13 protein-coding genes are annotated in these 16,718 nt (G+C 69.6%); 9 read left to right on the top strand and 4 right to left on the bottom strand.

Translation table 11 applies throughout. From position 1 onward, the window contains the following. Positions 1–41 precede the first annotated feature (41 nt). The 4 genes from BMX29_RS13800 (at position 42) to BMX29_RS13785 (ending at position 4,218) form a co-directional block, all read left to right on the top strand. Entirely contained in the window at positions 42–686 is a 645-nt protein-coding gene (locus tag BMX29_RS13800; protein ID WP_244889245.1) for a sulfotransferase family 2 domain-containing protein, read from the top strand. A gap of 75 nt (positions 687–761) precedes the next feature. Further along, entirely contained in the window at positions 762–1,874 is a 1,113-nt protein-coding gene (locus BMX29_RS13795) for a Ppx/GppA phosphatase family protein (protein WP_092813786.1), read from the top strand. A gap of 164 nt (positions 1,875–2,038) precedes the next feature. Beyond that, positions 2,039–3,874, top strand: coding sequence for an ABCB family ABC transporter ATP-binding protein/permease (locus BMX29_RS13790; RefSeq protein ID WP_092813783.1), 1,836 nt, complete (start codon positions 2,039–2,041; stop codon positions 3,872–3,874). Continuing rightward, entirely contained in the window at positions 3,871–4,218 is a 348-nt protein-coding gene (locus BMX29_RS13785; RefSeq protein WP_092813780.1) for a hypothetical protein, read from the top strand. Before BMX29_RS13790 ends, BMX29_RS13785 begins: the two co-directional genes overlap by 4 nt. On the opposite strand, the gene BMX29_RS13780 is transcribed toward BMX29_RS13785, so the two are convergent. The 3 genes from BMX29_RS13780 to BMX29_RS13770 all read right to left on the bottom strand — a co-directional run bounded on the left by BMX29_RS13780 (position 4,215) and on the right by BMX29_RS13770 (position 10,338). Continuing rightward, a complete protein-coding gene (locus BMX29_RS13780) occupies positions 4,215–5,120 on the bottom strand; it encodes a DMT family transporter (RefSeq protein WP_092813777.1) in 906 nt (301 codons plus the stop codon). The genes BMX29_RS13785 and BMX29_RS13780 overlap by 4 nt on opposite strands. 83 nt (positions 5,121–5,203) lie before the next feature. Next, the gene (locus tag BMX29_RS13775; RefSeq protein WP_092813774.1) at positions 5,204–9,019 is read right to left on the bottom strand and encodes an efflux RND transporter permease subunit; all 3,816 of its coding nucleotides are present in this window, start codon (positions 9,017–9,019) and stop codon (positions 5,204–5,206) included. Beyond that, positions 9,016–10,338 carry an efflux RND transporter periplasmic adaptor subunit gene (locus BMX29_RS13770; protein WP_092813771.1) on the bottom strand — a complete coding sequence of 441 codons (1,323 nt, stop codon included), beginning with the start codon at positions 10,336–10,338 and terminating at the stop codon, positions 9,016–9,018. Before BMX29_RS13770 ends, BMX29_RS13775 begins: the two co-directional genes overlap by 4 nt. A gap of 260 nt (positions 10,339–10,598) precedes the next feature. On the opposite strand from BMX29_RS13770, the gene BMX29_RS13765 reads away from it, so the two are divergent. From BMX29_RS13765 to BMX29_RS13745, 5 genes are all read left to right on the top strand, one after another. After that, positions 10,599–11,261 (top strand): hypothetical protein, encoded by a 663-nt coding sequence (locus BMX29_RS13765; protein ID WP_092813768.1) that lies wholly within the window; start codon positions 10,599–10,601, stop codon positions 11,259–11,261. Positions 11,262–11,319: 58 nt separating this feature from the next. Next, a complete protein-coding gene (locus tag BMX29_RS13760) occupies positions 11,320–12,651 on the top strand; it encodes an outer membrane protein assembly factor BamB family protein (protein WP_244889240.1) in 1,332 nt (443 codons plus the stop codon). Between the two features lie 293 nt (positions 12,652–12,944). After that, positions 12,945–14,405, top strand: coding sequence for a ribosome biogenesis GTPase Der (gene der, locus BMX29_RS13755; RefSeq protein ID WP_043843592.1), 1,461 nt, complete (start codon positions 12,945–12,947; stop codon positions 14,403–14,405). 177 nt (positions 14,406–14,582) lie between these two features. After that, positions 14,583–15,440 carry a glutathione-dependent disulfide-bond oxidoreductase gene (gene yghU, locus BMX29_RS13750; protein ID WP_092813765.1) on the top strand — a complete coding sequence of 286 codons (858 nt, stop codon included), beginning with the start codon at positions 14,583–14,585 and terminating at the stop codon, positions 15,438–15,440. Beyond that, on the top strand, positions 15,437–16,279 hold the full coding sequence (locus tag BMX29_RS13745; protein WP_092813762.1) for a class I SAM-dependent methyltransferase: 843 nt from the start codon (positions 15,437–15,439) through the stop codon (positions 16,277–16,279). The genes yghU and BMX29_RS13745 overlap by 4 nt, the downstream gene beginning before the upstream one ends. Positions 16,280–16,301: 22 nt before the next feature. Here BMX29_RS13745 and BMX29_RS13740 read toward each other — a convergent pair whose 3' ends face one another. Then, positions 16,302–16,655 carry an SH3 domain-containing protein gene (locus BMX29_RS13740; RefSeq protein ID WP_092813760.1) on the bottom strand — a complete coding sequence of 118 codons (354 nt, stop codon included), beginning with the start codon at positions 16,653–16,655 and terminating at the stop codon, positions 16,302–16,304. Positions 16,656–16,718 lie beyond the last annotated feature (63 nt).

The raw sequence follows: 16,718 nt of genomic DNA, 5'->3' as shown, positions 1-16,718 counted from the left end.
CTCCGCGACCACGACACCGCAGGAGACGGCCCTTGGCAATCGTGCTGACAGACCGGCGTATCGCCTACATGGCCGTGCCCAAGGCCGGCTGTTCGTCTGTGAAGACGACGCTCGCCCGGATCGACCCGGCGGTCGATGCCGCGCGCCTGACGGACGTGACGGCGGTGCACGGCGTCTACCCGACGGCGCGGTTTCGTCCTCATCGCTGGGCGGCGCTGAGCGACCATTTCAGGTTCACCGTGGTGCGCGACCCGGTCCGGCGGCTTCTGTCGGTCTACACCGACCGGGTGCTTCAGAAGGGCGACCTGCGCCACTCGCGGAAGATGCAGCGGGGTGTCTTCCCCGACCTCCCGGTCGAGCCCGATCCCGACACGTTTTTCTGCAGGCTGGGCGACTACATGGCGGCCTCGTCCTCGATCAAGCATCACGCGACCAGCGCGTGGCTGTTCACCGGGCGCGACCTGTCGGCCTACGACCGCGTCTACCGCACCGACGAGATGGACGTGCTGGCCCGCGACCTGTCGCGCCGCACCGGAATGGCCCTTTCCATGCCGCGACGGAACGCCAGCGCCGCGCGGCTGTCGCTGTCCGACCTCTCGCAAACGGCACGCCGCGCGATCGAGGCGCACACGGCGGCGGACTACGAGATCCTCGGACCGGTGCTGCGCCAGCGCGCGGCGGCGTGATCGCCAGCCCGCTTGCGCGGGCTTGGGCGCAAGCGTATCGTGATCTCAAGTTGATACGGAAAAGGCGCACAGAACATGGCGCCAAAGCGTCCCGGCGGTGCGGGCGCTTTCCCGAAGCCGGTCGAGAGCCTCGCGCCCGAGAAGCCCGATCCAGGTGAGCTTTATGCCGCCCTGGACCTGGGAACAAACAGCTGTCGCATGCTGATTGCCCAACCGAAGGGCAGTCAGTTTCATGTCGTGGACAGCTTTTCGAAGTCGGTCCAGCTCGGCCACGGGCTCGAGCGGACCGGACGGCTGTCGCGCGCCTCGATGGGCCGCACGGTCGCAGCGCTGCGCGTCTGCCAGCAGAAGATCCGGCGCCACGGCGTGTCGCGGATGCGGCTGGTTTCGACCGAGGCCTGTCGCCGCGCGCAGAACGGCCGCGCGTTCCTGAAGCATGTCGAACGCGAGACCGGCCTCGCGCTTGAGGTCATCCAGCCCGAGGAAGAGGCGCGGCTCGCCGTGATCTCCTGCGCGCCGCTGGTGTCGACCAAGACCGAGCAGCTTCTGGTGGTGGACATCGGCGGCGGCTCGACCGAGCTGGTCTGGATCGACCTCTCCAGCGTGCCGCACCGGGATCGGCCGCGGGCGATCATGCGGCTGCACGCGGGGTTTCATACCGCCGACAGCCCGTTTCCGACAGCCAAGGTGGTGGACTGGATCTCGGTGCCGCTGGGCGTCGCCACGCTGCGCGACCAGTTCTCGGACGTGGAGGACGACGCCGCGCGCTATGCGCTCATGTCGTGGTTTTTCGAGGAAAACCTAGCGGAATTCGCACCTTACAAGGACGAGCAAACCCGTGATGGGTTTCAGATCGTTGGCACCAGCGGCACGGTCACCACGGTCGCCGCGTCGCATCTCGGCCTGAAGCGATACGACAGGACCAAGGTGGACGGGCTGCGGATGACCTCGGACCAGATCGAGGCGGTGATCCGCAAGTACCTCGAAATGGGACCCGCGGGCCGCCGGCGCGATCCACGCATCGGGCAGGACCGGCAGGCGCTTATCATGTCCGGCGCAGCGATCCTGCAGGCGCTGTTGCGCTGCTGGCCGACCGACCGGCTGTCGGTCGCGGACCGCGGCCTGCGGGAGGGCCTGCTCTACGCGCAGATGTCGGCGGACGGGGTTCTCGAGGACGGGCCGTTCTGAGATAATCGTGCACATCCAGCGCGATACGCGGGGAAGTTTATTCTCTGCGTGAGCTCGTCGGGCGCCCGCACACGCCACGTGCACCGATCCCGGCCCCCGCGCGGTATGGCCTTTGACGCGCCGCGGCCTTACATCGCCCCAAAGACGGCAAGACCCGAGGATGGATGCCCCCTGACACGACCACACAGGATGACGTGACCGCCGAGGCCGAACGGCGCTCGGGCTGGCGCACGATCCGGCGCGTTGCGCCCTATCTCTGGCCGGACGAGGCGCCGTGGGTGAAGCGCCGTGTCGTCGTCTCGCTGGCGCTGCTCGTCGTCGCCAAGCTGATCGCCGTGGCAACGCCGCTGTTCTACAAGGCGGCGGTCGACGCACTGACCGAGGGCGAGGTCGCGCCGGCCTGGGCGCTTGGCGTCGGGGCCATCGGGCTGACGGTCGCCTACGGCATGGCGCGCCTGATGAACACGGGCTTCCAGCAGCTGCGTGACGGTGTCTTCAGTCGCGTGGGTCAGCGCGCGCTCCGGCAGATCGCGCTCGAGACCTTCGCGCACATCCATCGCCTGAGCCTGCGCTATCACATCACGCGGCGCACTGGCGGGCTCAGCCGGATCATCGAACGCGGGGTGAAGGGCGTGGAGTTCCTGCTTCGCTTCCTGCTGTTCTCGATCGGGCCGTTGATCCTCGAGCTGTCGCTGATCGCCATCGTGCTCTTCTTCCTGTTCGACCCCTGGTACCTGGTGGTCGTGGCGGTCACCGTGGCGCTTTACACCTGGTTCACCTTCAAGGTGACCGAGTGGCGCGTGACGCTGCGGCGCGAGATGAACGCGCAGGATACCGACGCCAACCAGAAGGCCATCGACAGCCTGCTGAACTTCGAGACGGTGAAGTATTTCGGCGCCGAGGCCCGCGAGGCCGAACGCTACGACCAAGCCATGCGCGCCTATGAGCGGGCGGCGGTCAAGACGCAGGTCTCACTGGCGGCGCTGAACTTCGGGCAGGCGTTCCTGATCACCGCGGGCCTTGTCATCGTGATGGCGATGGCGGCGGCGGGCGTGGCCTCTGGGGCGCTGACCGTGGGCGATTTCGTCATGGTCAACGCCTACATGATCCAGATCACCATGCCGTTGAACTTCCTCGGCACGGTCTACCGCGAGATCCGTCAGAGCCTTGTCGACATGGGTCACATGTTCGACCTGCTGGAGCAGCCGGCCGAGGTCTCCGACAAGCCCGGTGCGCCGGGCCTGAAGGTGACCGACGGCGTGGTGGAGTTGGAGCGCATCCGCTTCGGCTACGATCCGGAACGGCCGATCCTCAAGGGTGTCTCGCTGCGTGTCGGCGCCGGCGAGAGCGTGGCGCTTGTCGGGCCGTCGGGTTCGGGAAAGTCGACCATCGGGCGGCTGCTGTTCCGGTTCTACGACGTGCAGGGCGGCGCGATCCGTATCGACGGGCAGGACCTGCGCGACGTGACTCAGGACAGCGTTCACGACGCGATCGGCGTCGTGCCGCAGGACACCGTGCTGTTCAACGACACCATCCGCTACAACATCGCCTATGGCCGCGAGGGCGCGACCGAGGACGAGATCGAGGCCGCCGCCCGCGCCGCGCAGATCCACGACTTCATCGCCGCACTGCCCGAGGGCTACGACACCCAGGTCGGCGAGCGCGGACTCAAGCTGTCGGGCGGCGAGAAGCAGCGCGTGGGCATCGCGCGCACGCTGCTGAAGGACCCGCCGATCCTGCTTCTGGACGAGGCCACGAGCGCACTCGACACCGAGACCGAGCAGGGCATCCAGTCGGCGCTGGCCCGCGCCGCCGAGGGGCGCAGCGTGCTGATGATCGCACACCGCCTGTCGACCGTGGCCGATGCCGACCGGATCGTGGTGCTCGAGAACGGCGAGGTGGTGGAACAGGGCACCCACAGTCAGCTTCTGGCCCGGCGCGGGCGCTATGCCGGCCTCTGGGCACGTCAGGCGGCCGAGCGCGAGGAGGACGCGGCGTGAGCCGCAAGGACTACCCCGAAACGCCGGACGGCCGCTACTTCGTCTCCAAGGGGCGGCTTTGGCGCAAGACCGACCCGCGCCTCGACGACAGCACCCGGCGCCGGGCGGTCAAGGCGCTGATGCAGGCGCGGCGCGCGGTCGGTCAGGCCGAGACCGAATCCGACGAGCGCGAGGCCCGCGACCGCGTCGATGCCGCCAAGCGCGAGCTGGGCGAGCGCGGGCCGGTCTGGTGGGAGGACGGCGCGCCCGACGAAGGCGGCAAGCATCCCAACAACACCTCCTACGCCGAGTGGTGGTCCGGGTTGTCCGACGCCGAGCGCGCGCGTGGCGACCCGGCGGACTAGGCCGGCGGCGTCCGTCCGCGCCCCGGCCGTGCGCCCGTCGGCGCGAGCGTGGCGATCAGCGCGGCGGCAAGAATCGTGACGCCGCCGGCGACCGCCCGCCAGCCCGGGACGGTCGCGAACAGCACCACATCGAACAAAAGCGCCCAGACGAGGCCGGTGTATTCGATCGGCGCGAGGGTCGAGACCGGCGCGCGGGCCGCGGCCTCGGTTCCGGCGATGGCGGCGAGTCCGCCGAGCAGGCCGGTTGCGACCAGCGCGCGCCACGCTGCGGCGTCCGGCACGACCCATCCGAAGGGCAGGGTGCAGAGCGCCAGAAGCGACGAGATCAGTGCCATCGAGAACGCGATCGAGGCGGCCGGTTCGGTCCGGGTCATGTCCCGCACCAGCACGCGCACAACCGCCATGGTCAGCGCGAATCCGAGGCCAGCCGCCACGCCGAGCGCCGCGCCGTCGGTGGGAAGCTCCAGCGCGGACCACAGCATCAGGATCGTGCCCCCGAGACCGAGAAGGCAGGCCAGCACCGCCCAGCGCCCGACGCGTTCGCCCAGCGCCAGCGCCGCGAGAGGCAGCGACAGGATCGGGGCCAGGAAGGACAGAGCCTCGGCGCTGGCGACCGGAAGACGTGCGAGCGACAGGAACGACAGCCCGACGGACAGGCCCCCAAGCGCTCCGCGCAGGAGGTGGGCGCCGGGGCGCTCCGTGCGTAGATGGGGACGGATACCGCCGCGAAGGTGCATGTAGATCAGGATCGGGCCAAGCGCGATTGCCGAGCGAAGGAACACGATCTGGCCCACCGGCACGCTGTCGGCGGCGGCGTGCACGGCGGCCGACATGGCGGTCAGCAGGAATACGGCCAGAAGCCGCAGGCCGAGGCCGGTGAAGAGCATGTCGCGCAGGGTCATGCAGGACCGATAGCGCTAACATAAATTCCTGTCAAAAAAGTCCTGTCAAAAGAGCGTGCCGGGTCGGTGCGCGCCGACCCGCCTTACTCGGCCGCGCGCAGGTGGGTATCGCGCTGCGTGTCCTCGGCCGGGTCTTCGGGCTCGTCCCAGAGGATCGTGGGTGCGGGCAGGCGGCGCGCGCGGCGGTTCACCGCCCAGTCGCGCGCGGCGCGGCTGCTCCGGCCCAGCGACATCGCCGACAGCGCCCGTGCGATCCAGAGCGCGTAGGTCACCGACCAGACCCGCAGCGCCAGCATCGCCGGCGTGAACACCAGCGTCAGCACCGTCGCGATGCCAAGACCAAAGACCACGGCCGTCGCCAGTTGCTTCCACCAGAGCGCGGTGGGGCTGTCGATCGTGTAGCCACCGCCGAAGAAGTCGAGCGACAAGCCGAACATCATCGGGGCAAGGCCCGCCATCGTGGTGATCGTGGTCAGGAGCACGGGCCGAATGCGGTCCTCCGCGGTGCGGACGATAGCCTCGTCGCGGGGCATGTAGCGTTCGTATTCCTGGTAGGTGTCGATCAGCACGATGTTGTTGTTCACGACGATCCCCGCAAGCGCGACGATCCCGGTGCCCGTCATGATGATCGAGAACGTCTGCCCCATCACCAGCATCCCGATCAGAACGCCCGCCGTGGACAGCACCACCGCCAGCAGCACGAGGGCGGCGTTGTAGATCGAGTTGAACTGCGCCAGCAGGATGATGAACATCAATCCCAGCGCGGCCAGGAACGCGTTGCCGAGGAAGGCCTGGCTTTCCTCCTGCTCCTCCTGGTCGCCGGTCCATTCCCACGAGATGCCGGGCGGCAGGGCCTCGTCCGCCTCGAGCCAGCGCGTCAGCTCGGCGATACGCTCGTTTGCGGTGACGGGGACCAGCCGAAGATCGCCCGCGCGCAGGCCGCTCTCTATCGTCTCCGACGTCGCCTCGGGCTCGAGATCCACCACGTCGTAGACCTCTTCCGGGCCGGTGACGGTATCGCCGCCGCCATAGGGGCCACCGGCGCCCTGCCGGTGCAGCACCGCCGCGATGGCGTCGTCCTCGTCGACGGCTTTCACGAGGCCCGGGTGCACGTCCGCCTTCACGTCGAAATACCGGGTCTGATCGGTGCGCGTGATCTCGGCGAGCTTCGCCACCGGCTGCCGGGTGACGAAGTTCGACAGCGGCACCAGCCCGTCGGAGGTTCGGACGCGCAAGGTGTCCAGGGTCGACAGGATGCGGTCCTCCTCGGGGAAGCGGACGCGGATGTCGATTTCCTCGTCCGAGCTATCGACGCGCATGGTGTCCAGCAGGATGCCGCGCGTGACGAGCTGCACCATGGCGCCCACGGTCGCGACGTCCGCGCCGTAGCGGCCCGCCTTTTCGACGTCGACGTCGATCTCCCAGTCGATGCCGGGCAGGGGACGGGTGTCCTCGATCAGGCGCAGGCCCGGCAACGCGTCGAAGCGCGCGCGCGCCTCGGTGGTCGCCGCCAGCAGCGTGTCCCAGTCGTCGCCGAGGATGCGCAGGTGGACCGGCTTGGCCGAGGCCGGGCCCATGGCGAGGTTGAGGATCTCGGTCTGGATCCCCGGAATGGTGTCGAGTTGCTCGGTCAGCTCGGCGATCACCCGGTCGCCGTCGAGGCTCGCGTCGCCGGCGCGGTCGTCCCAGGGGATGGTCTCGAACTGGACCTGCCCGATGGTATCCTTCGGGGCCTGCGCGCCGCCGGTGTTGTTGTTGAGCCCCGACTCGCCCGCGAAGGAAAAAGCCGATTGCACGCCGGGATGGGCCAGCACGATGCGCTCGGCGCGTTTCACCAGCGCGTCCTTCTCGCCGAGGCTCAGGTTGCCGCGCGCCTTGACGTAGACGAGGGCGAACTCGGGCTCGCTCTCGACGAAGAACTCCACGCCGTTCTGGTTCTCGCCGTAATAGATGAAGGTCGTGCCCACGAAGACGAAGATCGCACCCACGGCAACCAGCGGGCCGATCGGGTTCTTTGCGACGAGCGCGATGAGCCGGCCGAAGAGGCTGCGCCGGTATCCGCTTTCGACGCGGCCCTCGCGCTTTCCGAACACCCGGGTGCGGGCCCCGTCGACGCCGCGGCCGACGCGCTTGAAGAGCGCGGAGAGCGTGATGGCCAGGAAGAGCGCGGCGATCAGCGAGAGAAGGACCAGAGCGACGCCCGCGAGGATGCAGAGAAACACGACCAGGAAGGTCGGCACGACCGATCCGAGGATATCGCCCGAGTCCATCGCGCCGAACGCCGCCATCAGACGCTCGACCAGCGTGGGCACCGCGCCGGCCCCGGCCGCGATCCCCAACGCGCAGACCGGGATGAGCGCGAGATTGGCCAGAAGCGGCAGGCGCGAGATACCCTCGGTGCGCTCGCGCAGCCAGCGTTCGGCCCGGCCAACCACGCCGCCCATGACCGGCAGGTAGACCAGCGCCACGACCAGAGACGCCGACAGCACGAAGATCAGCGTGACCGGCAGCATACCCATGAATTCGCCCGGCACGCCGGGCCAGAACAGCATCGGCAGGAAGGCGCAGAGCGTGGTGGCGGTTGACGACACCACCGGCCAGAACATGCGCTTGGCGGCCTCCACGTAGGCGTGCATGGGCCCCGAGCCCTCGGCGATGCGCTTGTCGGCGTATTCCACGACCACGATTGCGCCATCGACCAGCATCCCCACCGCAAGGATCAGGCCGAACATCACGATGTTGGAGATCGACACGCCCATGAGCGCGAGGAATGCGAAACACAGCAGAAACGAGGTCGGGATCGCGAAGCCCACCAGCAGCGCGGGACGGAGACCCAGCGCGGCCAGCACCACGATCATCACCAGCGCGATTGCGGTGAGGACCGAGCCCTGCAGCTGCTCGACCATCGACTGTACCTGCCGGCTCTGGTCGTTGGACGTGCCCAGCGACACCGCGGCGCGCAGCTCGGGCGGCCACTCCTCCTGCGCCTGCGCCACGACCCGCTCCACCTCGTCCACGGTGTCGATCAGGTTGTAGCCCTTGCGCTTGACCACCTGCAGCGCCAGCGACGGCTCGCCGTTGAAGCGCGAGGTCCCGGCGCGGTCCTCGAAGGTCAGGTTGATGGTGGCGAGGTCGCCCAGCGTCACCACGCGGTCGCCGTTCACCTTCACCGGCAGGTCGTAGACGTCCGCCGCGTCGTCGAAGGAAGAGGGGATCTTGACCGAGAAGGCGCCCTGGGCGGTCTCGACCTCGCCCGCGGCGATGAGCTGGTTGTTGTTCTGCACGACCGAGATCAGCTCGCCCGCTGTGACATTGTAGCTTTCGAGCCGCAGCGGATCGATCAGCACTTCGAGCATCTCGTCGCGGTTGCCCGCGATGCCGGCCTGCAGCACGGCGTCGATACCTTCGACCCGGTCCTGCAGGTCCTTGGCGATGCGGGCCATCGTGCGCTCGGGCACCGCGCCGGTGAGGTTCACCACGACGATGGGAAACTCCGAGAAGTTGATCTCGTTTATTGAATACTGCTCGGCGCCCTCGGGGAAGTTGGCCTGTGCGCGGGTCATCGCGTCACGCACGTCGGCCATGATCTTGGTCTTGTCCCAGCCGAACTCGAATTCCATCGAGACGCCCGCGTAGCCCACGGCCGCGGTGCCGCCGAGCTCCTTCTGGCCGTCGAGGTCCTGCAACTCGGTCTCCATCGGCTTGACCAGAAGCTGCTCGGAATCCTCGGCCGAGATGCCGGGGAAGGGCACCGACACGAAGAGCGCGGGGATCTCGATGTCGGGCTCGCCTTCCTTGGGCAGGAACGCGTAAGCGAAGGAGCCCACGACCACCGAGAGCACGATGAAGGCCAGCACCATCCGCGCGCGGGAGGCGGCCCAGTCGACGAGACCCGTCATTGGATCACCGGTTCGAAGGAAGGCGCGACCGGCACGCCGTCGGTGACGTATTCCTGCCCGAGCGTGATGACGTCCGCGGCCTCTGGCAGGCCGGTGACCCAGAGCCCCTCGGCAGTGTCGCGCACGATCTCGACCGCGACAAAGCGCGCGGTGCGGTCAGCGTCGATGGTACGCACGCCCATGGCGCCGTCGTCGTTCAGGGTCAGCGCCGATTGCGGCAGCAAGTGCGCTTGGACCCCGGCGCTTTCGATCGCGATCTCTGCGGTCTGACCGGCCGACAGCTCAAGGTCGTCGTTCGGGACCGTGACCTCGATGCGGAAGGTACGGGTGGTCGGGTCGGCGCTGCGCGACACGAAGCTCACCTCGCCCGCCACGGCGGTGCCGTCCGCAAGTTGCGCCCGGGCGGCGGCGCCGGGGCTGACCCGCGCGACGTCGGTTTCGGGGGCGTAGCCCACGAGCTTGATCGGGTCGAGCTGCAGCACGGTGGCGCAGGGATCGCCGCCCATGCCGCCGGATTGGAGCAACGCGCCCAGCTCGGCGGTGTCTGTCTCGAGCAGGCCGTCGAAGGGGGCGGTGATCACGAGCTTCGCGATCTCGTCCTCGGCGCGGGCCACGCCCGCCTCGGCCGAGCGGATGCGCGCCTGCGCGCTTTCGAGCCCCGAGCGCGCGGCCTCCAGCCCGGCCTGCGCGCTGGAAATCGCGGCCTCGGCGCTGCGCACGGCGGCGCGGCTCGACGCCACGCGGGTATCCGAGGCGTAGCCAGACCCCGACAGCGTCGTGGCCGCGGTCTCGTTGATCTGCGCTTCGGCGAGCGCGGCCTCGGCCTCGGCCACGCGCGCCTCGGCCTCGGGGACGCGGGATTCGGCCTCGGGCACGAAGGCCCGCGCCTCGGCCAGCGCGGCCTGCGCTTCTTCCAAGCTGATCTGGCGCGTGCCGGCATCGAGCTCGCAGAGCGTATCACCTTCGGACACCCGTGCGCCCTTGCGGAGCGGGGCCGAGACAACCTTGCCGGTGGTCTCGACCATGACGTCCACCTGTCGCAGCGCCTCGGTCTCGCCGCGCAGGATCACCGCGCTGTCGATCTCGCGCGCGGCGCTTTCCATCGCCATGACACGGATCGCGCCGTCGGCCGGGGTGGCGGCTGTGTCGGCGGCCTCGGGCGCGGCAATCTCGGGCTCCGAAGCGGTCGCGTCCTCGGCGGTCTCGGTTGGCGCGGGGCGCAGGCCGGCAAGCATCTCGGTCACGCGGTCGCGCTCGATCACCACGGCGTAGAGAATGGCCGCCACGAGGACAGCGAGCAGGATCGGGAAGAGACGCATCGGCAGGGCTCCTTAATGGGCGCACATGATGCCGCGGGGCGCGCGCGTGCAAGCCCGCAGTTGCCGAAGGGGCGTGTTTGCCGCACCAGGTGAACCGACCGGTTCAGATTAGGCACGGATCGCGATGCCGATCAAGCATGGATGCCGCGCCGCGGCGGGGCGGACCGGCGGGGCCCCGCCCGCGGCGACTTGGCACCGGCGGCGGGCTTCGTTAAGAAGACGCGCACGAGACAGGCGGCAGTCGCGCAAGGGAGACACCGGTGAGCCAGAGCGACAGTTTCATCGACGAGGTCAGCGAAGAGGTCCGCCGCGACCGGCTTTACGGCTACATGCGGCGCTACGGCTGGATCGCGATCCTGGCCGTGATCCTGATCGTCGCGGGCGCGTCCTGGCGCGAGTACCAGGCGGCGAACCAGCGCGCCGCGGCGCAGGCCTACGGCTCCGCTCTGCTCGAGGCGCTCGACGCAGAGACCCCGGCGGCCCGTGCCGCCGCACTGGCAGACGTCGAGGCCCCCGAAGGCGGTGCCGCCGCGCTGAAGGCGTTTCTGCGCGCCGGCGAGCAGGCCGGAGCCGAAGGCGCCGATCCGGCCGCGGTGGCCGAGACGCTGAACTCGGTGGGCAGCCTGCAGGCCGCCGACATCTATGGCCAGATCGCCACCTACAAGGCGCTGACCCGCGAGGGCGCCTCCGCCGAGGAGCGCCGCATCGGGTTCGAGCAGCTCGCGCAGGGCGGCCCGCTGCGGCTTCTTGCGCAGGAACAGCTGGCCCTTCTCGACATCGAGGCCGGTGAGACGGACGCGGCGATCGAGACGCTGCGCGCCATCGTCACCGATTCCGAGGCGCGGCAGGGCTTGCGCACCCGCGCGGCGCAGTTGATTGTCGCCCTCGGCGGCACGGTCTCGCCCGAGACCGAGGCATCCTGAAGACGGCCCGCATCGCGCGGCGCCGCACGACACCGAGGCGAAAGACGGGGACGGACACGTGGCAAACCTGACGCTGAGCAAGCTGGCGGCCCTTGGCGCGCTGGCAGTCGTGGCGGCCTGTTCCGAGCGCGAGGTGATCCTCCCCGGCGAGCGCGTGGGCCTGCGCGACGTCCTGCAGACCCGCGAGGCCGATCCCGCACCGCCGGCGAACCGTGCCGCGGCCGCTGGTCTTCCGGGGCCGGTGGTCAATTCGGCCTGGGGCCAGAGCCCCGCAAGCCCTCATGCCCGCACCACCCACGCCGCGCTATCGCTGCCGCTCCAGCAGGTCTGGGCCGCCGACATCGGGCAGGGCGACGTGAAGCGACAGCGTCTCGACGCCGCGCCGGTGACCGACGGCGCCCGCATCTACACGCTGTCCTCGGACGCGCGGGTCAGTGCGGTGTCGACCTCGGGGCAGGTGGTCTGGTCCCGCGACCTGACGCCGCCGCGCGACGCCAGTTTCCAGGCGCAAGGTGGCGGGCTCGCGGTATCGGGCGGCCGGCTCTACGTCACCTCGGGCTTCGGCACGCTCACAGCCTTCGACGCCTCCACCGGCAACGAGGTCTGGACCCAGCGCCTTCTGAGCACCGGCACCGGCGCACCGAGCGTGCTGGGCGACATGGTCTACGTGACCTCGGGCGAATCGGTGGCATGGGCCATCGAGGCGGCGACCGGCCGCGTGCGCTGGCAGACGGATTCCGTGCCCGACATCGCCAATGTCGCCGGCGCACCAGCGCCCGCGCTGACCTCGGACCGCGTGGTCTTCGCCTTTGGCGACGGCGCGCTGCGCACCGCGTTCCGGCAGGGCGGCACGGAACTGTGGTCCGGCAACGTCGCGGGCGGCCGCAACGGGCGTGTCCTGTCCACCGTCACCGACATCACCGGCGACCCCGTGATCGACGGCGGCCGGGTCTATGCCGGCAACCATGCCGGCCGCTTCGTGGCCTTCGACCTGGCCTCGGGCGAAACCGACTGGTCCATCGACCAGGGCGCGCTCGACCGGCCGCTGGTGGCGGGCAATTCGGTGTGGTTCGTCTCCGACCTGAACCGGCTGGTGCGCGTGAACGCGGCCGACGGATCGCAGGTCTGGTCGGTGGAACTGCCGGGCTGGAAGCCCTCGGCCCGCCCTTCGCGCCGCCGCGACGCCTCCTTCGCCAATCACGGACCCGTGCTTGCGGGTGGGCAGATTTGGATCGCTTCCACGGACGGCGCGCTCCGCGGCTTCTCGCCCGAGGACGGCCGCCTTCTGAGCCGGGTGCCGATCGAGGGCGGCGCGACCTCGCAGCCCATCGTCGCCAACGGCACGCTCTACGTCGTTTCGACCCGCGGAGTGCTGCACGCCTTCCGCTGAGGCGGCCGGGGTCTGTGACGGGGAGACGGCAGGCGATCAGGTGCGGGCTGGCAGGAGGAGAAGCGAGGGCTCTGCCCTCGCGCTCCCGGAGTATTTCCAACGAGAAGATGGCGCGCGGGCCGGCCGTGCGCGGCTTGATGCGGACGAGCATGGGCACTGCGGTCTTGAGTGCGGGGTGTCCTGGCCCGGACATGGGGGCAGGGGGCGCGACGCGGCCGCGGCCTCGTGGCTTTTCACGGCGCGCGAGATAGTCTAACGGGGCGATCTCACGTCGCGGCCCGGAGTGTGCGCCCATGTCCTTCACCCTTGCCATCGTCGGACGGCCCAACGTGGGCAAGTCCACGCTGTTCAATCGCCTCGTCGGGCGACGGCTGGCGCTGGTCGACGACCAGCCCGGCGTCACCCGCGACCTGCGCGAGGGCGAGGCGCGGCTCGGCGACATCGAGTTCACCGTGATCGACACCGCCGGTCTCGAGGATGCCAACGACGACTCGCTGCCCGGGCGGATGCGGCGGCTGACCGAGCGCGCTGTGGAGATGGCCGACGTCTGTCTCTTCGTGGTGGACGCGCGCACGGGGATCACCGCGACCGACGAGGTCTTTGCCGATATTCTGCGCCGCAGCTCGGCGCAGGTTCTTCTGGCCGCCAACAAGGCCGAGGGCCGCGCCGCCGAGGCCGGGATCGCCGAGGCCTGGGGGCTGGGGCTGGGCGAGCCGCTGCCGCTGTCGGCCGAGCACGGCGAGGGCATGACCGATCTCTACAGCGCGCTCCTGCCGATCTCGGAGGCCTTCGCAGAACGCGCGCAGCTCGACCCGGTGTTGATGCCGGACGTGAGCCTGCCGGTGTCCGAGGAGGCAGACGAGGCCGGACCGGTGCCCACCGCGCAGAAGCCGCTGCAAGTGGCCGTCGTGGGCCGCCCGAACGCGGGCAAATCCACCCTTATCAACAGGCTTCTTGGCGAAGATCGGCTGCTGACCGGCCCCGAGGCCGGCATCACCCGCGACGCGATCTCGGTGCCGTTCGACTGGGAGGGCACGCCGGTGCGCGTGTTCGACACCGCCGGCATGCGGAAGAAGGCCAAGGTTCAGGAAAAGCTGGAGAAGCTCTCGGTGGCCGACGGCCTGCGCGCGGTGAAGTTCGCCGAGGTGGTGATCGTGCTGCTCGACGCGGCGATCCCGTTCGAGCAACAGGACCTGCGGATCGCCGACCTCGCCGAGCGCGAGGGCCGTGCGGTGGTGGTCGCGGTCAACAAGTGGGACCTCGAGGAGGACAAGGGCGCCAAGCTTGCGGCGCTGCGCGAGGCCTTCGACCGGCTGCTGCCGCAGCTGCGCGGTGCGCCGCTGGTGACGGTCTCGGCCAAGACCGGGCGCGGGCTGGACCGGCTGCACGCCGCGGTGATGAAAGCGCATGCTGTCTGGAACCGGCGCGTGCCGACGGCGCAGCTCAACCGCTGGCTCGAGGGCATGGTCGCCGCGCACCCGCCGCCGGCGCCCAACGGCCGCCGGATCAAGCTGCGGTACATGACCCAGGCCAAGACACGTCCGCCGCACTTCGTGGTCATGTGCTCGCAGCCCGACAAGATGCAGGACGCCTACACGCGGTACCTCGTGAACGGGCTGCGCGCGGATTTCGACATGCCGGGCACCCCGATCCGGCTGGTCATGCGCGGGCAGGCGCAGAAGAACCCGTACCGGAACAAGCGCGAGAAGAACGCGGGCGCCTTGCAGAAGCACCTCGACAAGCGCAAGGGCTGAGGGCGGCGCGAGGTGTCGTCGGCGGAATCGAGGGCTCTGCCCTTACGCTCGCGGGATATTTCCACCAAGAACACGCGGCGCCGGCGCTACGTGCACAGGCGCGGTGCGGGGGCCGGGACTGGCCTCCGGGACGGGCGGCGCTAGGGTGTCGGGCGAAACAACGTCAGGAGCCCCTCGATGGCCTACACGCCCCCCGAAATCTGGACCTGGGATGCCGAGAGCGGCGGAACCTGGGCGAAGCTGAACCGTCCCATTGCCGGGCCGACCCACGACACCGATCTGCCGATGGGCGAGCATCCGTTCCAGCTCTATTCGCTGGCGACGCCGAACGGCGTGAAAGTGACGGTTCTCTTCGAGGAACTGCTGGCCGCCGGCGTGACCGACGCGGAATACGACGCCTGGCTCATCCGCATCCAGGAGGGCGATCAGTTCGGCTCGGGCTTCGTTGAGGTCAATCCGAACTCGAAGATCCCGGCGCTGATGGACCGCTCGGGCCCCGAGCCGGTGCGCATCTTCGAGTCGGGCGCGATCCTGCTGCACCTCGCCGAGAAGTTCGACAGCTTCCTCGGAGCGCCGGCGAACCGGCCCGAGATGCTGTCGTGGTTGTTCTGGCAGATGGGCAGCGCGCCCTATCTCGGCGGCGGCTTCGGGCACTTCTACGCCTATGCGCCGGAGCCGATGGAATACCCGATCAACCGGTTCACCATGGAAGTGAAGCGCCAGCTCGACGTGCTGAACCGCACGCTCGCGGACCGGCGCTACCTGACCGGCGAGGATTACACCATCGCCGACATGGCGAACTGGGCCTGGTACGGGCAGCTTGCACTCGGGCGGCAATACGGTGCTGGCACGTTCTTGCAGGTCGACACCTACGAGCACGTGCAACGCTGGGCCAAGGAGATCGACGCGCGCCCGGCGGTCCAGCGCGGCCGCATGGTCAACCGCACCTTCGGCGAGCCCGAGATGCAGCTGCACGAGCGTCACGACGCTTCGGACTTCGACACGAAGACTCAGGACAAGGTCGGGGACGCATGACCGGACCCAACGCCGCCATGGCCGAGGCCTGGGGCGGCGACATGGGCCGCCGCTGGGCGCGCCTCGACGCGGATCTCGAGCTGCAGCACCGGGCGATTCTCGCGGCGCTGCTCGACCGGGCCGCTGTGCGGCCGGGCGCGCGCGTGCTCGACGTGGGCTGCGGCTCTGGCGCGCTCTCGCGCGCCGCGGCCGAGGCTGCGGGGCCAAATGGCGCGGTCCTCGGACTGGACCTCTCTGAGCCGCTTCTGGAGCTCGCGCGGGCGCAGGGCGGCGAGGGGATCGAGTATCTCCGTGCCGACGCGCAGGTGGCCGATCTCGGCGAGGGGCGCTTCGACACGGTGCTGTCGCGCTTCGGAGTCATGTTCTTCGACGATCCCGTGGCCGCGTTTTCCAACCTCGCGCGGTCACTGGTCCCGGGCGGCCGGATGATATTCGCGACCTGGGCCGAGGCGGATGCCAATCCGTGGTTCGGCGCGCCGCGACGGGCGGCGGTGGCCCGGTTGGGGGCGGTGGCTCCCTCGGACCCGGACGCGCCGGGGCCGATGGCGTTTCGGAACCCGGATCGGGTGCTGGGCATCCTTAATCGGTCCGGACTGTCCGGCGCGCGGGTCGAGACGCTGGAGACCGAGCTTCATCATCCCGACGGCTGGGACGCGATGGAGCGGATGCTGCCCGATCTGGGGCCGATCCCGAGCGTGATGCGGGAGTACGGCGGCACCGCTGAAGACCTTGCCGCGATCATGGCCGCGCTGCGCGGGGAATGGGACCGGTACATCGGTCCTGACGGCATCCGGCTGCCGGCGCGGGTGCATCTTTACAGCGCCGAGGCGGCGACCTGATCGGCTGAGACCCCGGTGGGCATCACGGGATGTGATTGCCCAGCCAGTTGCCGTGCGCCCAGCCGAGCCGGTCGTCGGCCCCGAAGCTGATCGCGAACCACGGACCTCGGGCGCCGTATGTGCCCACGCGGTCGCCATTATGGACCTTGCCGATCATCGGGTATTGCGAGCCCGGCCCGGTGCGGACGGCAAGGAAGCCGTCCCCGTTGGGGTCTAGCCCCATGACCGTCGCCGCGCCGAAACAGGCTGCCTGCGAATTGGGCGGGCAGTAGGTGGAGAACGGCACATCGAGTGGTTGGGCGGTGGCCGGAACGGCCGCGGAAAGGGCAAGCGTGAGGGGCAGGGCGGCCCGTGCCCGTCGGGAAAGAAAGAACATCTGAAAAATCCGGTGCTGAGGGTAATGAACCCCGTCAGCATGGCGCGGAACTGCGACGACGGG

It is taken from the genome of Roseivivax marinus (assembly GCF_900109705.1).
GTDB classification, from domain to species: Bacteria; Pseudomonadota; Alphaproteobacteria; order Rhodobacterales; family Rhodobacteraceae; genus Roseivivax; species Roseivivax marinus.
This window is presented reverse-complemented; position numbering and strand designations above follow the sequence as displayed.